The 15075-nt window shown below is 73.8% G+C and carries 12 protein-coding genes; 9 read left to right on the top strand and 3 right to left on the bottom strand.

The features are described from left to right. Window positions 1–22: 22 nt before the first annotated feature. The 4 genes from B5Y66_RS02270 to B5Y66_RS02255 all read left to right on the top strand — a co-directional run bounded on the left by B5Y66_RS02270 (window position 23) and on the right by B5Y66_RS02255 (window position 4561). On the top strand, window positions 23–1879 hold the full coding sequence (locus tag B5Y66_RS02270; protein ID WP_079570368.1) for an ABC-F family ATP-binding cassette domain-containing protein: 1857 nt from the start codon (window positions 23–25) through the stop codon (window positions 1877–1879). A 7-nt stretch (window positions 1880–1886) separates the two neighbouring features. Then, on the top strand, window positions 1887–2342 hold the full coding sequence (locus B5Y66_RS02265) for an Lrp/AsnC family transcriptional regulator (RefSeq protein ID WP_079570365.1): 456 nt from the start codon (window positions 1887–1889) through the stop codon (window positions 2340–2342). Window positions 2343–2400: 58 nt separating this feature from the next. Further along, window positions 2401–3765: an L-lysine 6-transaminase gene (gene lat / locus B5Y66_RS02260; protein ID WP_079570362.1), complete on the top strand. Its 1365-nt coding sequence runs from the start codon at window positions 2401–2403 to the stop codon at window positions 3763–3765. Window positions 3766–3964: 199 nt separating this feature from the next. Next, window positions 3965–4561: an alpha/beta hydrolase gene (locus tag B5Y66_RS02255; protein ID WP_139820676.1), complete on the top strand. Its 597-nt coding sequence runs from the start codon at window positions 3965–3967 to the stop codon at window positions 4559–4561. 23 nt (window positions 4562–4584) lie between these two features. On the opposite strand, the gene B5Y66_RS02250 is transcribed toward B5Y66_RS02255, so the two are convergent. Genes B5Y66_RS02250 through B5Y66_RS02240 form a run of 3 tightly spaced genes read right to left on the bottom strand, consistent with a single transcriptional unit; the run spans window position 4585 to window position 8674 of the window. Next, a complete protein-coding gene (locus B5Y66_RS02250) occupies window positions 4585–7311 on the bottom strand; it encodes an ABC transporter permease (RefSeq protein WP_079570356.1) in 2727 nt (908 codons plus the stop codon). After that, window positions 7308–8039 (bottom strand): ABC transporter ATP-binding protein, encoded by a 732-nt coding sequence (locus B5Y66_RS02245; RefSeq protein WP_079570353.1) that lies wholly within the window; start codon window positions 8037–8039, stop codon window positions 7308–7310. The genes B5Y66_RS02250 and B5Y66_RS02245 overlap by 4 nt, the downstream gene beginning before the upstream one ends. Beyond that, a complete protein-coding gene (locus B5Y66_RS02240; protein WP_079571694.1) occupies window positions 8036–8674 on the bottom strand; it encodes a PadR family transcriptional regulator in 639 nt (212 codons plus the stop codon). The genes B5Y66_RS02245 and B5Y66_RS02240 overlap by 4 nt, the downstream gene beginning before the upstream one ends. A 204-nt stretch (window positions 8675–8878) precedes the next feature. Between B5Y66_RS02240 and B5Y66_RS02235 the strand changes: the two genes are divergently transcribed. The 5 genes from B5Y66_RS02235 (at window position 8879) to B5Y66_RS02215 (ending at window position 15073) form a co-directional block, all read left to right on the top strand. Next, window positions 8879–10645: a peptide ABC transporter substrate-binding protein gene (locus B5Y66_RS02235; protein WP_079570350.1), complete on the top strand. Its 1767-nt coding sequence runs from the start codon at window positions 8879–8881 to the stop codon at window positions 10643–10645. A 92-nt stretch (window positions 10646–10737) separates the two neighbouring features. Further along, on the top strand, window positions 10738–11742 hold the full coding sequence (locus tag B5Y66_RS02230; RefSeq protein WP_079570348.1) for an ABC transporter permease: 1005 nt from the start codon (window positions 10738–10740) through the stop codon (window positions 11740–11742). Beyond that, complete coding sequence (locus B5Y66_RS02225) at window positions 11735–12667, top strand: ABC transporter permease (RefSeq protein WP_079570345.1); 933 nt, start codon at window positions 11735–11737, stop codon at window positions 12665–12667. The genes B5Y66_RS02230 and B5Y66_RS02225 overlap by 8 nt, the downstream gene beginning before the upstream one ends. Window positions 12668–12681: 14 nt before the next feature. Beyond that, entirely contained in the window at window positions 12682–13758 is a 1077-nt protein-coding gene (locus B5Y66_RS02220) for an ABC transporter ATP-binding protein (protein WP_079570342.1), read from the top strand. Then, a complete protein-coding gene (locus tag B5Y66_RS02215) occupies window positions 13751–15073 on the top strand; it encodes an ABC transporter ATP-binding protein (RefSeq protein WP_079570339.1) in 1323 nt (440 codons plus the stop codon). Before B5Y66_RS02220 ends, B5Y66_RS02215 begins: the two co-directional genes overlap by 8 nt. Window positions 15074–15075 lie beyond the last annotated feature (2 nt).

The raw sequence follows: 15075 nt of genomic DNA, 5'->3' as shown, positions 1-15075 counted from the left end.
CGACAGTGACTACCCTCGTGGAGTGGCACATCTCCTCGGCGCCGACGGCATCGCGCTGACCATCGGCACCCGCACCCTCCTCTCCGGCGTCTCGCTCGGGCTCGACGACGGCGACCGCATCGGCGTCGTCGGGCCCAACGGCGCGGGCAAGTCGACCCTGCTGCGCCTGCTCGCGGGCACGCAGGCGCCGGACGCCGGTCGCGTCACGCGCGTGGGCGGCTCGCGGCTGGGCATGCTCGTCCAGCGCGACGTCGACGACGACGCGGCGACGATCCGCGACCTCGTGCACGGCGACGACGCGACGCACGAGTGGGCGTCCGACGCCCGCATCCGCACCGTGCACGCGGGGCTGCTGGCCGACCTCGACCTCGACCAGCCGGCGACGACGCTCTCGGGCGGGCAGCGCCGCCGCGTCGCGCTCGCGGCGCTGCTCGTCGAGGACCCCGACGTGCTGCTGCTCGACGAGCCCACCAACCACCTCGACGTCGAGGGCGTCGCGTGGCTCGCCGAGCACCTGGCGGCCCGCTACGGCCGGCCCGGTGCCACGGGCGCGCTCGTCGTCGTCACGCACGACCGCTGGTTCCTCGACGCGGTGTGCTCGCGCACCTGGGAGGTGCGGGGCGACGGGACCGGCGGGGTCGACGGGTACGAGGGCGGCTACGCCGCCTACATCCTGGCGCGTGCCGAGCGCGGCCGGCAGGCCGCGACGGCGGCGGAGAAGCGCAACAACCTGTTGCGCAAGGAGCTGGCGTGGCTCAAGCGCGGCGCCCCCGCGCGGACGTCCAAGCCCAAGTTCCGGCTCGACGCCGCCGCCGCGCTCATCGACGACGAGCCGCCGCCGCGCGACAGCCTCGAGCTCACCCAGATGGCCACGCGCCGCCTCGGCAAGGACGTGCTCGACCTCGAGGACGTCACCGTCGCGGTGCCGGCGCGGGACGGGCACGAGGCGGGCCCGCGCGACGCCGGCGGTCGGCGCGTGCTGCTCGACGACGTCACCTGGCGTCTCGGGCCGGGGGACCGGTACGGCGTGGTCGGCGTGAACGGCGCCGGCAAGACCACCCTGCTCGCGCTGCTGGCCGGGCGGCGCGAGCCCGACTCCGGACGGGTCCGTCGGGGCAAGACCGTGCACGTCGCGGAGCTCACCCAGGACGTCGGCGAGCTCGACGACCTCGGCCATCTCACCGCCGTCCAGGTGGTCGATCAGGAGAAGCGCACCGTCGTCGTCGACGGCAAGGAGCTCACCGCCGGGCAGCTCACCGAGCGCCTCGGCTTCACCCGCGAACGCGCCCACACGATCGTGCGCGACCTGTCGGGCGGCGAACGGCGGCGCCTGCAGCTGCTGCGCCTGCTCGTGTCCGAGCCGAACGTGCTGCTGCTCGACGAGCCCACCAACGACCTCGACACGGACACCCTCGCCGCCGTCGAGGACCTGCTCGACGGGTGGCCCGGCACGCTGATCGTCGTCTCGCACGACCGGTACCTGCTGGAGCGGGTGTGCGACCGGCAGTGGGCGCTGCTCGGTGACGGCGCGCTGCGCGACCTGCCGGGCGGGGTGGAGCAGTACCTGGAGCTCCGGCGCGCGGGCGCGGGCGGCGCCCCGCCGGTCGAGCCCGTCACGACCGGTGAGGTCGCTCGACCGGTGGTACCGGAGGTCGGGGCGTCCGCCGCGGAGGTGCGCGCCGCCAAGAAGGAAATCTCACGGATTGAACGTAGGTTGGCTCGAATCGCGGACGAGGAGAACACTCTGCACGAGCAGATCGCCGCCGACCCGACGGACTACTCCGCGGTGGCAGCCCTCGACGAGCGCCTCCGGGGGCTCGGCGCCGAGAAGGAGGAGCTCGAGATGGCCTGGTTGGAGTCCGCAGAGGTGGCGGGATGAGCGACACATGACCGACAACGTGCTGGACGACGTCGACCGCGCCCTCGTGCGCGCGCTGCGCGAGGACGGCCGCGCGACCCTGGCGGCCCTGGCCGGGGTGACGGGGCTGTCGCAGTCCGCCGTGCAGGCGCGGGTGCGCAAGCTCGAGGCGCGCGCGGTGATCACCGGGTACCGCGCCGTCGTCGACCCCGACGCCGTCGGGCTGCCGATCGCGGCATACGTCGAGATCACGCCGCTGGACCAGTCGCAGGCCGACGACGCCCCCGAGCGCCTGCGTGACGTGCCCGGCATCGAGTCGTGCTGGTCGGTGGCCGGCAACGCGAACTACATGCTGCTGGTGCGCGTCGCGTCGCCGAGCGCGCTGGAGGACCTGCTCGGGGTGATCCGCCGCGAGGCGAGCGTGTCCACCCGGTCCACCGTGGTACTCCGGACATACTTCGAAGGGCGCCCGCTCGCCCGATGACCAAACTTCTTCCGGCTGAACTCTGGTTGCGCAGGAAGTTCTCCTCTACCTTCGGGGTATGACCGAGACAATCTCTCAGCGCACGGCCCCCAGCGTCGGCGGCTCGATCGAGGCCACCGCCGTCCTCGAGTCGCTGCGCGAGCACCTGCTCGTGGACGGCTTCGACCTCGTCCTCGACCTCGAACGCTCGCACGGCTCGACCCTCGTCGACGCCCGCGACGGCCGCGAGTGGACCGACCTGTTCACCTTCTTCGCCTCCAACCCCCTGGGCATGAACCACCCGGCCCTGTTCCGCGACCCGCTGTTCCGCGAAGAGCTCACGCGCGCCGCGATCAACAAGCCGTCCAACTCCGACGTCTACACGGTCGAGCTCGCCCGGTTCGTCGACGCCTTCGCCCGCGTGCTCGGCGACCCCGCCCTGCCGCACCTCTTCTTCGTCGACGGCGGCGCCCTCGCCGTCGAGAACGCGCTCAAGGTCGCGTTCGACTGGAAGTCGCGGCACAACGAGGCGCACGGCCGCTCGCCCGAGCTGGGCACGAAGGTGCTGCACCTGCAGCACGCGTTCCACGGCCGCTCCGGCTACACGATGTCCCTCACCAACACCGAGCCGGGCAAGGTCGCCCGCTTCCCCAAGTTCGACTGGCCGCGCATCAGCGCGCCCTACCCCGGGCGCGACGCCGACGGCACGCCGCACGACGTCGAGGCGCTCGAGGCGCAGGCGCTCGCCGAGGCGCGCGCCGCCTTCGAGGCGCACCCGCACGACATCGCGTGCTTCGTCGCCGAACCGATCCAGGGCGAGGGCGGCGACCATCACCTGCGTCCGGAGTTCCTCCAGGCCATGCAGGCGCTGTGCCACGAGCACGACGCCCTGTTCGTGCTCGACGAGGTGCAGACCGGCGTCGGCATGACCGGCACCGCCTGGGCCTACCAGCAGCTCGGCGTCCAGCCCGACGTCGTCGCGTTCGGCAAGAAGGCCCAGGTGTGCGGCGTGATGGCCGGCGGACGCGTCGACGAGATCGACGACAACGTCTTCCGCGTCTCCTCCCGCATCAACTCCACCTGGGGCGGAAACCTCGCCGACATGGTGCGCTCCCGCCGCATCCTCGAGGTGATCGAGGCCGAAGGGCTGATCGAGCGTGCCGCGAGCGTCGGGGCCGGTCTGCTCGCCCGGCTCGAGACGCTGGCCGTCGCCCACCCCGCCGTCGTCACCGACCCGCGCGGACGCGGGCTGATGTGCGCCGTGTCCCTGCCCTCCCGCGCGGCGCGCGACGCCGTCCTCGCCGGGCTGCACGCCGAGGGGTTCCTGATCCTCGGGTGCGGGGAGCGGTCCGTGCGGTTCCGGCCGGCGCTGACGGTCGACGAGTCCGTGCTGGACGACGCCGTCGCCGCGCTGGACCGGGTGGTGGCGCGGGTCGCTGGGTGAGCCTGTCCCGCCGATCCGCCGGTTGAGCCTGTCGAAACCCGGTCACGGTGGACGGCGGGACGGGGAATCGCGCGCACGGTAGCGTTCTCGGGCGCCAGGGCGCCCTCCACTTCGGGTTTGACTACCGTGCGCGCGATTCCCCGACCTGCCGCTTCTTGCCTTCCGGCCGTGGTGGGTCGGGTCGTGACAGGCTCGACCGGTGACTGATCATCGTGTGGTGCTGGACGCCGGCGACCAGGGGCTGGTGCTGACCGTGCTTCCGGGCGTCGGGTACACGGCGCAGGGGCCGGTGCTGGCGCAGCCGGCCGCTGCCCTGCGTGCCGCCGGCTGGACGGTGCGGACCGTCGTCTGGGACGGCGGGCGCCCGGACTTCGACGACGCGCGGCGGGTGTACGCCGACGTGCTGCGAGACGGCGTCGCTGCCGCACCGGCACCGGCCGTGCACCTGGTGCTGGCGAAGTCGCTCGGCACGCTGGCGCTGCCCGTCGCCGTCGAGCTGGGGCTGCCCGGCGCGTGGCTGACGCCGCTGCTCACCGCGGACCGGGCGCCGGAGGTGCGTGCCGCCGTGGCCGGGCTCGGGGCCACGGGCGCACCGGCTCTCCTGGCCGGCGGCACGGCCGACGCGCTCTGGGACGGCGGTCTGGCCGCGACGTCCGGCGCGCGGGTCCTCGAGGTGGACGGCGGCGACCACTCCCTGGAGGTCGACGGCGACCCCGAGCGCACGGCGCGGGTGCTCGACGACGTGACGGCCGCCGTCGTCGACCTCGCCCGTGAGCTGCACGCGGGCCGCGACTGACCACGGCGGCAGTCCGACGGGTGTCAGCTCGCCAGGCGACGGGTGAGCACCAGCCGCGAACGGGTGACCAGCCACGCCGCCGTCACGGCGAGCGAGGGCAGCACGACCAGCGTCGCGCCCAGCACCGGCCAGGGCACCTCGACCGTCCAGCGCGGGTCCGGCTCGGCGTACCGGAACCGTTCGAACAGGACGAACGCCGCCCCCAGCGCGACGCCCGACGCGCCGCCGAGCACGCTGCCGATCACCGCCACCGTGCCCGCCTGGGCGGCCACGATCCGTTTGCGCGTGGTCGGGGCGGCGCCCACCGCGGCCAGTGTGGCCAGGTCCGGGCGCGACTCCGTCGCCGCGAGCGCCGCCACGATCCACGCCGCCGCGAGGGCCAGGATGCCTGCACTGCCGAGGATGAGCAGCGTGCTGAGCCACTGCGGGGACCCGTACGGCTGCGGGTCCGCGCCGACGGACACGCACACCGTGCAGCTCCCCACGTCGGTGCCGGGGAACTCCTCGTCCAGCGCGGCCTGGAGGGTCTGGCGCTCGGCCTCCCCGGGCGGCGTGCCCGGCATCGCGACGAACCCGCCCAGCGCGGGGGAGGTGCCCGTGGCCTGGGCCGCGGACGCCGGAACGACGGGGAAGTTGGCGTTGGAGGGCCCGAGCGGGTCGCCCACGCCGGTCGCCGGGACACGCACGGAGCGGTGACCGGTCGGCTCCTGCGCATCGGTGTCCCACGTGACGACGTCGAGCGCGGCGGTGCCGTCGTCGTCCTCCGTCCCGGCCAGGACGACGGCCCGGCCCGCGGCGAGGGCGGCCGCGGCGACGTCGGGCGACGGCAGGCCCAGCAGGGGGACGAGGGTGCCGTCGTCGACGACCGGCCCGACGATCCCCGTCGTGAGCTCGTGGTACCCGCCCTCGGGGGAGCCGGACGCGGCGACGCCGACGCTCGTCGCCGTCGAGCCGTCGTACGGCCCGCGCAGCACGGTCACGGGATAGAGCCGGCCGACGTCGGGCAGGACGTCGTGCACCACGTCCTGCACCCGGTCGCCCTGCTCGCGGGTGAGCTGCGAGTCGGTCTCGGGGTCCGCGGCGCCGATCACCAGGACGTCGGGCGCCGCGACGGGAGCCTGCGAGCGCTGGTCGTGCGCGGTCTGGGAGGACGAGTACACCAGCCCGCCGCTGGCGCCGGCGACGGCGACCAGCACCGCCGCCAGCGCGGGCGCGGTGCGGCCGCGGTGGCGCGCGGCGTCGCGCAGCGCGAAGCGCCAGGTCAGCGGCAGGTGCCGCGCCAGACGGCCGAGAGCGGCGACGATCCCGCCGCACGCGAAGACCAGGCCGAGCTCGCCGACCACGACCCCCGCCGCGACGCCCATGGCCTGGCCCGCGAGACCTGCCGCGAGCGCGCCCGCGAAGCCCACGACGCCCAGTGCGGTGCCGACGACCACCGGCCAGCGCCGGTACGACGTCTCCCCGCGCCGCCCGGCCAGGACCGCGACCACGTCGGCCCGCGACGCCCGCCGCGCCGGCAGCCAGGCGGCCCCCGTGGCCAGGACGACGCCGACGGCGAAGATCGAGGTGATCGGCGCCCACGGGACGGCGAGGGCGGCGTCCGTCCAGCGCACGACGACGAACGCGGCGGCACCGACCCCCACCAGGGTTCCCGCCGCCGAGGCGCCGACGCCGATGACGACCCCGGTGCCCAGCACGACGGCGCGCAGAGACCGGCGGGTGCCCCCGGCCGCCGCGATGAGTGCCAGCGAGCGGGCCGACCGGCGCGCGCCCACCGCGAACGCCGGCCCGATGAGCAGCACCACCTCGAGCAGCGCCACCGCGACGACGGCCGCGAGCGGCGCCCACTGCTGGAGCTGGTCGGACGTGCTCTCCGGCGGTCGGCCGTCGTAGAACTCCACGGCCTCGACGGGTGGCGGGGAGAACAGCACGTCACGGCTCACGACGACCGCGCCGAGCTCGTTGAGAGCGAGCACGTCGTCCCAGGTGACGGGCACGTCGCCGGCGACGAACCACAGCGGCCCGTCGGCGTCGTCGTAGCCGTCCTCGCCCGGCGCGGTGGCGGGCAGGGCGAGCGGGCCGGCCGCCGGGAAGAGGAGATCCGTCTGCTGGGGCGCGGGGTCGTCGAGCAGGCCCGACACGGTGGCCGGCAGCTCGTCGTCCTCCGCCCGCGCGAGCGTGACCCGATCTCCGACGGTGACGTCGAGCTCGCGTGCCTTCGACGCCGACAGCGCGACCTCGCCCTCGGACGGGAGCGCGCCCTCCCGCAGTCGGAACGCGCGTCGGACGTCGGGGTCGGTGAGGTCGCCCTGCAGGACGGCGGGAGTCGAGAGCTGCAGGCCGCCGGCGTGGACGTCGAACCCGGCGTCCTGGGTCCGCAGGAACCGGACGAGCCGGTCCCCGTCGGGCAGCTCCGCGGCCAGGTCGGCCTCGACCGCCGCCACGGGACGTGGCCCGATCACCGCGCCGCCGGTCCCGCCGTGGCTGGTCGCATCCGGCGTCTGCGACATCGGGATCCCCGTCACGGACAGCGCCGCCTGGAAGTCGGGGCCCAGCTCGCGCTGCGCGACGGTCTCCGGCGTGTCGCGCGCCGACCACAGCGCGGTCGTCGCGAACGACCCCGCCGCGACGGGCAGCGCCACCATGATCGCGACGAGCGTCGTCCGGCCGCGGTGGCGGCGCGCGTCGCGCCATCCGTAGCGCAGCGCGACGCGCCACCGTCCGCGCCACCGCGCGACGGGGCCGCTCACGCGCGCACCGCGCGGTGCAGCAGCGAGTCCGGGCCGGCTGCGGCGCCGGTGGAGTCGATGACGACGCCGTCGCGCAGGAAGACGATGCGGTCCGCCCAGGCGGCGTGCCGCGCGTCGTGCGTGACGAGCAGGCCGGCAGCCCCGGCGTCGACGCGCTGGCGCAGCACGCGCATCACGGCCTCGCCGGTGACGGAGTCGAGCGCGCCCGTGGGCTCGTCGGCGAGCACCAGGCGGCGCGGGCCGACGAGGGCGCGGGCGATGGCGACGCGTTGCGCCTGGCCGCCGGACATGTCGTCGGGGAAGCGGTCGGCGAGGTCGTCGAGCCCGACGGTCGCGAGCGCGGCGGTGGCCTTCGCGCGGGCGCGGCGGGCGGACGACCCGTCCAGCTCGAGCGGCAGCGTGACGTTCTCCAGCGCGGTGAGCGCGGGGACGAGGTTGAGGTCCTGGAACACGTAGCCCACGTGCTTGCGGCGCAGCCGGGCGCGCGCCTTCGCGTCGAGGGTGCCGACGTCGTCGCGCCCCACCGTGACCGTGCCGGACGTCGGGGTGTCGAGCCCGCCGGCGAGGTTGAGCAGCGTCGACTTGCCGGATCCCGACGGCCCCATGACGGCGACGAGCTCGCCCATACGCACCTCGAGGTCGACGCCGCGCAGCGCGTGCACCTCGGCGGCCCCCTGCCCGTGCACCCGGGTCACCGACGTCATCCGGAGCATCACCGGGGCATTCATCGCGCACCGCCCCGGACCCGCCGGGCGAGCTGGTCGGGACCGGACCTGCGGGCGTCGGAGGGGGCAGGCTCGACGGGCTCGGTCACCGGAGGGGTGTCGCGTCGTGCAGCGGCCTGGGCGACGGTCGACTCGACGTGGTCCAGCCACCGCACCTCCGCCTCGACGGCGAAGACCAGCGAGTCGAGCACCAGGGACCAGGCGAGACCGTCGGGGTCGTCGCCGGCGTCGCGCTTGAGCAGCGTGTAGTCGCGCAGCGCGCGCAGCGACTCGGTGCGCTGGTGCTGGACGACGGCGGCGACGTCGACGCCGTGGCCCTCCGGCTGCACGGTGACGGCGAGCGCGAGCTTGATCGCGAGCTCGTCGCGGGCCGGTGCCCTGCGCTCCACCGGGCGCAGCCACCAGGCGTCGGCCTCGGCGCGACCGGCGTCGGTGAGTCGGAAGCGCTCCGGTCCCTCGTCGTCGTCGGGCACGGGCGCGACGAGCCCGTCGCGCTGCAGTCGCTGCAGCGTGGTGTACGCCTGGCCGATGTTGAGCGGCCACGTGCCGCCCGTGCGCGCCTCGAACTCCTGCCGGAGCTGATAGCCGTGCATGGGGCGCTCGGACAGCAGCGCGAGGAATCCCTGCCTGACGGACATCCTGACCTCCATGATTACCGAGTAAGCAACTCGTCTGGCGGCATGCTTGCCGAGTAACTAGAGGGCGTCAAGGGCGCGACCCGCAGTCGTGACCAAGCCGTGACAGCGCGCCACGCGACACGCGATCGATCGTTACTGATCCTTAACAGTGATTTTCACCACGGACGGCCATGATGGCGATATGTTCCACGGCAACGTCGTCGTGTGCCCCAGGAGCGGGTCGCGGTCGACGGGCACGACGACGTGAACACGGCATGGCAAGGGCGCCTGGAGCGACCACGACGTGGGGAGAAGCCGGTGACGATGGGGCGAAGGGCCGCGCTGGCGGCCGCGGCGACAGCGGTGACGCTGGTGCTGGCGAGCTGTTCGGGCGGCGGTGGCGGTGACGACGAGGGCGGCGACGGTGCGGACGGCGGCGGGGGGAGCGACGCGGACGCGACGCTCCGGCTGGCGCTCGCGCAGGACGTCGAGACGCTGCTGCCGATGGACTCGAACGTGGGGGACAACATCTCGGTGCTGGACGTCGTGTACGACGGGCTGGTCCGGTACGACCCGGAGACCACGGAGCCGTACAACTACGTCGCCGAGAGCATCGAGAGCGACGACAACACGGTCTGGACCATCAAGCTCAAGCACGACCTGACGTTCCAGAACGGGGAGCCGGTCGATGCGGAAGCGTTCGCGCGGGCGTGGAACTACGCCGCCTACGGCCCGAACGCGATGGCGAACAACTACTTCTTCGAGCGGATCGCCGGCTACGACGAGATGCAGGGCGAGACCGACGACGACGGGAACGTGACCGAGGAGCCCGCCGCCGACACGCTGTCGGGCCTCGAGGTGGTGGACCCGCAGACGCTCGAGGTCACCCTGAACGGCCCGTTCGCCGGGTTCGCCACGATGCTCGGCTACACCGGCTTCTACCCGGTCGCCCAGGCCTGCCTCGACGACGTCGAGGCGTGCGCGGTCAAGCCCATCGGCAACGGGCCCTTCCAGGTCGAGCAGTGGGACCAGGGCGTCAGCCTCACGGCCACCCGGTGGGAGGACTACTCGCTGGAGGAGACGCCCACCTACGGCACCATCGAGTGGACCGAGTACGCGGGCACCGAGAACTGGCCCGACTTCCAGGCGGGCAACCTGGACTTCGCCGTCCCGCCGCCCGCCGAGCTGGCGACCGCGCAGAACGACCCCGACCTGCAGGAGCGGTTCGTCGAGGGGCCGGGCGCGGCGCTCACCTACCTGGCGTTCCCGCTCTACGAGGACGGCCCGTGGACGGACATCGAGTTCCGCAAGGCGATCTCGCTGGCCATCGACCGGCAGGGCATCATCGACGCGCTCCTGCCCGGTGAGCGGGTGCCGGCGGACAGCTGGGTGGTGCCGGACGGCGTCCCCGGCGGCGAAGCGGGCACGTGCCAGTGGTGCGAGTTCGACCCCGCGGCCGCGAAGGCGGCGCTGGAGAAGGCCGGCGGCTGGCCCGACGGCGAGAAGATGACCATCCACCTCGGCCAGGACGAGACGGAGCAGGCCCTCTTCAAGGCGATCGGCGACTCCATCCAGGAGAACCTCGGCATCCCGTACGAGCTGGACCCGACGCCGGACTACTTCGACCGCCGCTCGGCCCGCGACTTCTCGGGTCCGTTCCGCGCGAACTGGTTCCCGGACTACCCGCTGAACGAGAACTACCTGGCCCCGGTGTACGCCAGCGGCGACGCGAAGAACGGCAACACCGAGTTCGGGTACTACAGCGAGGACTTCGAGGCCGCCATCGCGGCGGGCGACGAGGCAGCCACGCTCGAGGAGGCGGTGACGCACTACCAGGAGGCCGAGGCCGTGCTGGCCGAGGACTTCCCGACCGTGCCCGTCGTCTTCTCCGTGAACTCGTACTACTACAGCGAGAACGTCTCGAACGTCGTCCTCGACCCGTTCAGCGGCGAGCCCAAGCTGCGCCTCCTCGAGGTCACGAACGGCATGTGACCTCGCTGATTGAGCTTGTCGAGACCATCGCCGCAGCGGTCTCGACAAGCTCGACCAGCGTTCCTTCCCAGCACCACCCAGAAAGACTGTGAATGGGCCGCTACATCCTCCGCCGCTCTCTGCTGGGAGTGGCCACCCTGCTGCTCGTGATGTTCGTGCTGCACCTGCTCACCACGTTCGCGATCCAGATCAACGGCAACCCCGCGCTCGCCTTCTTCGGCGAGCGGGTGCCGACCGCGGCGCAGCTCGCGGCCGTCGAGACGCGGTTCGGCCTCGACGACCCCTGCTACGACCAGACCGGCAACCCGTGCCTGGGGCCGTTCGTGGAACGCCTGGGCGCCTACGCGCAGGGCGACTTCGGCACCAACCTGCGCGGGCGCGAGGTGACCGACATCGTCGCGACCGCGGCTCCGAACACCCTCAAGCTGTTCCTCGTCGTGACGATCGTGTGGTTCCTGCTCGGCATGGGGCTCGGCACGGTGGCGGCGCGGTGGCGCGGGCGCTCGGCCGACCACGGCATCCGGCTGACGTCGGTGCTGATCGACGCGTTCCCCATCTTCGTGCTGCTGCTGGTGTACCGGTACGTGTTCGCGGTGCCGCTGAACGCCTGGGCGACGGAGACCTTCGGGGCCGACAGCCTGCCCGCGCTGTGGTTCCGGCCGTCGTTCGACGACGACCATTCCTGGGCGACGCTGCTGGTGCCCGGCATCCTGCTGGGCCTCGCGGGGTCGGCGGCGTTCATCCGCCTCGTGCGGGCGAGCCAGCTCGAGTCCTATGCGGGGGACCACGTCCGTACGGCGCGCTCGCGCGGGCTGCACGAGCGGCACGTCGTGCTGCACCACGTGATGCGCAACTCGGCCGTACCCGTCGTGACGGCGGTGGGCCTGACCTTCACGGAGGCGCTCGCGGGCGCCGTCATCACCGAGGGGATGATGAACATCTACGGCATGGGCGGGGTGCTGTGGGAGGCGGTCCGCGGCACGGACGTGGCGCTCGTCCTCGGCGTCGTCACGATCCTCGCGGCCGTGACCGTGGCGGTGATGCTGGTGGTCGACATCGCCTACGCCGCCCTCGACCCGAGGATCCGTTATGCCTGAGCCCACAGCGGCAACCGCCACCCCGGACGCGCCGGGCACGGGCGTGTCGGCGTCGCTCGGCGGGGACGCCTGGCGCCGGCTGCGTCGCCGACCGGACGTCATCGTGTCCGCGCTCGTCGTCGTCTTCTTCACGGTGATGGCGGCGTTCCCGACGCTGTTCACCAGCACCGACCCGCAGCGCTGCATCATCGGGGACTCGAAGACCCGCCCCCAGGGCCTCGGCGCCACCCACCCGCTCGGCACCGACGTGCACGGGTGCGACATGCTCGCGCAGCTGGTGCACGGCGCCCGCCCGTCGCTGCTGCTGGCGTTCGTCGTCGTCGGCGCGTCCGTCGTCATCGGCGTGGTGCTGGGCCTGCTCGCCGGGTACTACCTCGGCTGGGTGGACACGGTGGTGTCGCGGACGATCGAGGTGTTCCTCGTGATCCCGTTGCTGCTCGCGGCCCTGCTGCTGCTGTCCCTCTTCCGGAACGTGAGCGTGGGGAGCGGGGCCTTCGACGTCATCCTGCTGCCTGCGCTCGTGCTCACCCTGTTCGGGTGGATGGGGTACTCGCGGTACGTGCGGGCGAGCACGCTGGAGGCGAAGAATCTCGACTACGTCACGGCGGCCCGCGCGCTGGGCGCTTCCGACCTGCGGATCATGGTGCGGCACGTGCTGCCCAACGCGATCGGCCCCGTCACGGCGCTGGTGCCGACGGCGATCGCCGGCGTGATCAGCGCGGAGGCGGTGCTGGCCTTCCTCGGCATCGGCGTCCGCCCGCCCGCGATCAGCTGGGGGATCATGATCACGAACGGCGCCGAATGGGTGACCGGCGGCTACCCGTACCTGCTGCTCATCCCGCTCGGGTGCCTGATCCTCACGGTCCTGGCGCTCGTCGTCCTCGGAGACGCCCTGCGCGACGCCCTCGACCCGAGGCTCCGGTGAGGGGGATGACGGGGATGGAGATCGACATCAGCGGAGCGTTCGACCCGGCCGGGCCCGACGACGACGCGCAGGGGCAGGTGCCGACCGAGCGGACGGCCGGAGCCACCCTGCTCGAGGTGGACGACCTGGCGGTCGAGTTCCGGTCCGACGACGGCGCGGTGCGCGCCGTCGACGGCCTCAGCTACCGGGTCGAGGCCGGGAGGACGCTGGCCCTGGTCGGTGAGTCCGGCTGCGGCAAGTCCGTGAGCTCGCTCGCGGTGATGGGGCTGCTGCCGCCGACGGCGCGCGTCGTGCGGGGGAGCGCGCGCTACCGCGGCACGGACCTGCTGGCGCTGTCGCCGGCCAAGCACCGCGCGCACGCGGGGACGCACGTCGCGATGGTGTTCCAGGACGCGCTGGCGGCGCTCAACCCGGTGCACACGGTGGGCTACCAGCTCACCGAGGCCCTGCGGGCGCGGTCCGGCCTGTCCCGGCGCGAGGCCCGGAGGCGGGCGATCGAGCTGCTCGACCTCGTCAAGGTGCCGAACGCCGCGGGACGCGTGGACGAGTACCCGCACCAGTTCTCCGGCGGCATGCGTCAGCGCGTGATGATCGCGTCCGCGCTGGCCCTCGACCCGGACGTGCTCATCGCGGACGAGCCGACGACGGCCCTGGACGTCACCGTCCAGGCACAGGTGCTGCGCCTGCTCGCGGAGATCCAGGCGGAGCGGCAGATGGGGCTGGTGCTCATCACGCACGACCTCGGCGTCGTGGCCGGGGTCGCCGACGACGTCACCGTGATGTACGCCGGGCGGGCCGTGGAGCACGCCCCCGTGCGCGACCTGTACGCCGCCCCGGCCCACCCGTACACGCGCGCGCTGCTGCGCTCGGTACCGCGACTGGACGCCGGAGCCGACGGCGACCGGCTCCCCGTCGTCCCGGGGCGCCCGCCCGTGCCGGGCCGGGTGCCCTCGGGCTGCCCCTTCCACCCGCGGTGCGACATGGCCCGCGACGTCTGCCGCACCGACGTCCCGCCGCTCGCGGACGCCGCCCCGGAGCGGTCGTCCGCCTGCTTCTTCGCCGCCGAGCTCCTGGGAGGCGCCCGTGCCTGAGAACCCTGCGACGTCCGACGACGCCGTCCTCGAGGTGCGCGACCTGGCCAAGTCGTACCCGGTGCGGCAGGGGCTCGTGCTCAAGCGCACGACCGGTCACGTGCAGGCGGTCGACGGCGTGTCGCTCGCGCTGCGGCGCGGCCGCACGCTCGGGCTGGTGGGGGAGTCCGGCTCCGGGAAGTCCACGCTGGCGCGCGTGCTGGTCGGGATCGAGAAGCCGACGCGCGGGCAGGTGCTCGTGGACGGCGAGGACGTGTCGACGATGTCGCGCGGCGCCCGCCGCGAGCTGCGCCGGAACGTCCAGATGGTGTTCCAGGACCCGTACACGTCGCTGAACCCCCGGATGTCGGTGGGCGAGATCGTCGCGGAGCCGTACCGCATCCACCCCGACGCCGTCCCGCGGACCGGGCGCCGCAAGGCCGTGGCGGAGCTGCTCGCGCTGGTCGGCCTCGACCCCGACCACGTGCACCGGTACCCGCACCAGTTCTCCGGCGGTCAGCGGCAGCGCATCGGCATCGCGCGGGCGCTCGCCGTCAAGCCGCGGGTCCTCGTGTGCGACGAGCCGGTCTCCGCCCTGGACGTGTCCGTGCAGGGGCAGGTCATCAACCTGCTCGAGGACCTGCAGGACGAGCTGGGCCTGTCGTACCTGTTCATCGCGCACGACCTGGCCGTGGTGCAGCACATCGCCGACGAGGTCGCGGTGATGTACCTCGGCCGGGTCGTCGAGGAGGGTGACCGGCCCGCGGTGTATAAATGCGCGCACCACCCGTACACGCGGGCGCTGCTGTCCGCGGTGCCCGTGCCCGACCCGGCCGCCCGGTCCGCCGGCACCGAGCTGCTGCTCGAGGGCGACCCGCCGTCGCCCGCCGACCCTCCGTCCGGCTGCCGCTTCCACACCCGCTGCTGGCTCGCCCGGCGGCTCGCCGCGGAACAGGGCCTGGCCGGCGACGGCCCCGACGACGTGCCCGAACGGTGCCGCACCGAGGACCCGGTGCTCGTGCCGCTCGGGCGGGGCGACGGCGCCCGCGGCGCGGCCGTGCCGCACGCCGCCGCGTGCCACTTCGCCCACCGGGCGGCCGCGTTCGACGGGCGTCCGGCGGCGGTGGTCCCGGAGGACGCCGGTCCCGACGTGGGGCCCGACATCGAGCCCGACATCGAGCCCGACGCCGGTCTCGACGCCGGTCTCGACGCCGACTTCGACCCCGAGGCGACCCTCGACCCCGCGACCGGGCGCGCCGTCCTGCGCCCCACCCGGCCCGACCATGTGACCGAGACCGTGCCCGACCCCGCCGTCCTCGAGAGCAGGGAGCGCTGACC

Source organism: Krasilnikoviella flava (assembly GCF_900167525.1).
Classification (GTDB): Bacteria; Actinomycetota; Actinomycetes; order Actinomycetales; family Cellulomonadaceae; genus Isoptericola; species Isoptericola flavus.
Note: the sequence above shows the minus strand (reverse complement) of the source record. Positions and strands in the feature narration are given on the sequence as shown.